At 66.1% G+C, this 3,651-nt stretch carries 3 protein-coding genes, 1 tRNA gene and 1 pseudogene; all 5 read right to left on the bottom strand.

The features are described from left to right. Positions 1-234 (bottom strand): annotated as a pseudogene (locus AC5RW2_RS41350) (ABC transporter substrate-binding protein); the annotation flags it as partial. 220 nt (positions 235-454) lie between these two features. Further along, a complete protein-coding gene (locus AC5RW2_RS41345) occupies positions 455-1,381 on the bottom strand; it encodes an AEC family transporter (protein WP_494029020.1) in 927 nt (308 codons plus the stop codon). Positions 1,382-1,397: 16 nt separating this feature from the next. After that, positions 1,398-1,814 carry an aspartate 1-decarboxylase gene (gene panD / locus AC5RW2_RS41340; RefSeq protein ID WP_494075313.1) on the bottom strand — a complete coding sequence of 139 codons (417 nt, stop codon included), beginning with the start codon at positions 1,812-1,814 and terminating at the stop codon, positions 1,398-1,400. Positions 1,815-1,932: 118 nt separating this feature from the next. Next, positions 1,933-2,006: transfer RNA gene (locus AC5RW2_RS41335), tRNA-Gly, on the bottom strand. Positions 2,007-2,122: 116 nt separating this feature from the next. Continuing rightward, positions 2,123-3,259 carry a CAP and S-layer homology domain-containing protein gene (locus tag AC5RW2_RS41330; protein ID WP_494029022.1) on the bottom strand — a complete coding sequence of 379 codons (1,137 nt, stop codon included), beginning with the start codon at positions 3,257-3,259 and terminating at the stop codon, positions 2,123-2,125. Between the last annotated feature and the right edge of the window lie 392 nt (positions 3,260-3,651).

Raw genomic sequence — 3,651 nt, 5'->3', positions numbered from 1 at the left:
GGAGGCCGCATCATTGGGCAGCAGGGAAGTCTGGATCCGGTACCTGCCGTCCGCCGCGGCGGTGCACTTCTGCGCGATAGCCTCCTGGCCGCCGTCGTCCGGGTTGATGTACCAGGTCAGCGTCGGGGTGGCACTGGCCGGACTGCAGCCGGTGAGGAGGGTGCCGGCCAGGGCAGCTGTGACCCCCGCAGCCCAGGGCCAGCGCCGGGTGCGCAGCATTCGATCGATCGGCATGGGGTTCCTGCCTCCACATCGTCGTAGACAGCCGGATCCCCAGGCCGGTCAGCCTGAGGATCATAAGCAACCTTCGCAATGACGATATGCCGTGTTTGTGATTGGTGCCACCTATGGTGCCGGGATCGCTGTCAAATTGTCACCATTCAGTGCCCGCGGCCGCATCGGGGCGCACCGTGGTCGAGCCGCCGGCGCGCCGCCGGGGCCCGGTCGGCAAGGCTCAGGCCAGCAGCGCGGCGACCGCCATCAGTGCCGGAATCGCCACGACCGTGGTGACCAGCACCGTGTCCTTCGCGACCACCACCCCGCGTTCGTACCGGGCGGCGGCTACGAAGACATTCTGCGCGGTGGGCAGTGCGGCCAGCACGACAGCGGTAAACAGTTCGTGGCCCTCAAGGCCCAGGCCGAAGGCGGCCAGCAGGTAGGCCAGCAGCGGCTGGAGGACCAGCTTGAACACCGAGGCGATGAGCACGTCCAGCCGCCGCCCGTCCGCCGCCCGCAGCGGCCGGGAGCCGTAGAGCGACACGCCGAAGGCCAGGAGCATCGCCGGAATGGCCGCCCCGCCGATCAGCCGGATCGGCTCCATCACCAGCTCCGGCAGGGTCGATCCGGTGGCGGCGAGGAGCAGGCCGATCATCGAGCCGATGATGATCGGGTTCCGCACGATCTGCACCAGGAAACTCACAGGAGTGGTGCGGTGCCGGGACGTGGTGGAGTCCATCAGCATCAGGTGGAGCGGACTGTAGAAGGCCAGCTGGAAAATCAGCACCGGCGCCACCAGCGCGGCGTCGCCCAGTACGTAGGCGGCGATAGGAAGGCCAAGGTTCGCGGAGTTGACCAGCGAGGCGGAGACGCCGCCCATCAGGGACTCCGGTGTCTCCCGCTTCAGCCAGAGCCGGGCCACCAGGAAGAACAGGACGCCGGTGACCAGCGCGCTGGCGGCCGCGACAAGCAGGGAGCCGGAAAAGACCTCCCGCAGGTCCGTCTGGCTGAGCGTTTCCAGCAGCAGGGCGGGGCTGGCGACGAAGAATGCGAGCCGGCTCAGTACCGGCTGCGCACGCTCACCGAGGACTCCGGTGCGGCCGATGAACATGCCGACCAGAATGATGATCCAGACAATGGAAAACCCGGAAATGACCCCCAGCACAGGCTGCGGCCGGCGATCAGCGTGCGACCGCGTACGGCGGGCGCTGTACCTCTTCGGTGACGGACTCGGCCGGATCGGAGCCGAGCTGCTTGATCCTGTTGGCCGCGTCGACGTGGACCACGGTGGGGACGTAGGCCTTCGCCTCGTCCGTGGTCATGTCCGCATAGGAGATGAGGATGACGATGTCGCCCTCATGGATCAGGTGGGCTGCGGCGCCGTTGATGCCGATGACGCCGGTGCCGCGCTCACCCTCGATGGTGTACGTCTCAAGGCGGGCGCCGTTGGTGACATCGACGATGGAGACCAGCTCGCCGGGCAAAATGTCGGCAGCCTCCAGCAGATCCATATCCACGGTGACGGAGCCAACGTAGTGGAGATCCGCGTGCGTGACCGTGGCGCGGTGGATCTTGGACTTAAACATTCTGCGATTCACAGCAGCTTATTCTACGCGTGCCGCGGGGGAGCTTCCATGTGTCACTGGACACACTGCTGCTGCAGCGTCCGGATGTACGACGCCGGCATCCGGTCTGGGAGCCAAAGGCGCCGTTGGGTGGAGCGGGCGACGGGAATCGAACCCGCGTATCGAGCTTGGGAAGCTAGCGCTCTGCCATTGAGCTACGCCCGCACTGGGACCGGCCGCCGGGGCGGCACCGGATCCCGGTAAAACGACGAAACTTAGCTTACCTCAGCCGGCCGCAGACTCCGAACCATGACATGGTGCGGGCGGGGGGCTGGGAGCGGTCAGCATCCGCCGTAGGCCTTGATGTGGCCGTCCAGCCGGTACATGAAGGCTGACATCGATTCGCGGTTGACTGCTTCGGCGGGATGGAAGGAGCCGTCCGGGTACCCGGTCGAGATTCCATGGCCGCCCATCCAGGCGATGAAGTTGGCGAAGATGGAGGTGTTCATGTCGGTGAAGGAGCGGTGGCCGTACCGGTTGACTCCGCAGACTGCAGCGGCATAGCGGTGCATGAATGCTGCCATCGACTCGCGCTGAACCGGCTCGTAGGGGCGGAAGGTTCGGTCCGCCCAGCCGGTTGAGATTCCCTTGGCATGCATCCAGGCGATTTCCTTGTAGTACATATGGCTGGTCGGCACGTCGGCGAAGGGGGATGTGCGGGGCGGGGCGTAGGCCGGGGAGCCGGCCATCCGGTACATGAAGGCAGCCATCGACTCGCGGTTCACTGCGTCCAAGGGGCGGAAGGAGCCGTTGGGCCAGCCGGTGGTGATGCCGCGGTTCTTCATCCAGGTGATTTCCTTGACGAATCCCGAGGCGCCGGTGTCCCAGAAGGGCCCGCTGGGGCCGGCCGATCCCTGCGACGGCGTGCCCGGATACGCGGCCAGATTCGAGACGACCATCCACATACCCTTGTAGGGCCCCGACGTCGGGACAACGTAACCCAGTCCGGCGTGCGTTGCCCGGGGGTCCAGCAGGATCGCCTTGTGGGCGGGTGAAGACATCCAGAAGTCCACGATGGCCCGCGGCGTGTAATTGAAGGCAATGATCTCCCGGTACCAGCTCGCACCGCCGGGGATCAGCGATCCGCCGCCGTCATAACGGTGGATGTTGGCCATGTTGAAGCCGGGTTTGGCGGTGGCGCTGCCCAGATGCGCGGCCCAGTCCTGGGAGACGTTGGCAATGCTCTGGTGCCAGGCCATGGGGCGGACGCCGGCCCGGCTTCGTTCGGCATTCATTAGATCGAAGGTCTGCTTGGCGAACGAGTCGGAGTAGGAGGCTGCGGCCACTGCTGCCGGCGCCGTGGACTGGATGGCGGCGGCCGGTGCGGCGGCGGCTGCCGGTGCCGGCACCGTGCCCAGTGCCAGAGCCGCCATCAGGCCGGCGGATGTGGCGACGGCGTAGGCAGAGTGTTTCTTCATAGTGGTCGTCCCCTGGAGTCGAGAAGTATTCGGGCATGGCAGATCGCACGGACTGTGCAACGTCCGTCCTGCTTCTGCCGGATCCCCCTGCGGATTCGGGTCAAACAATAACCGTCCCGGAAGAACGGTTCTTTCGGCCGGTCTAAGTGCGCAGGATGCAGGATGGTGGCCATGAGGCACCGCAGCGGGCCTGGACAGCCCGGTATTCCGCAGGTGGTGCGGAAAAGTGGCTGCCCCGAACCGCAAGTGTCTCAGCAGTCCCTATTGTAACAATAGTGACAAGAGTCACGTGCGTAACATGCGGGAGGGGAGATGGCGGAGGCAGGCGGCGGCTGACTGCCGCCCTTCCGGTCCTGCCCTGGTGATGCCCCGTTACTGGTGCGGCGGCCGTT

This window comes from Arthrobacter sp. B0316-1-20 (assembly GCF_059091865.1).
The sequence above is the reverse complement of the archived record's forward strand: the minus strand, read 5'-3'. Positions and strand labels throughout refer to the sequence as shown.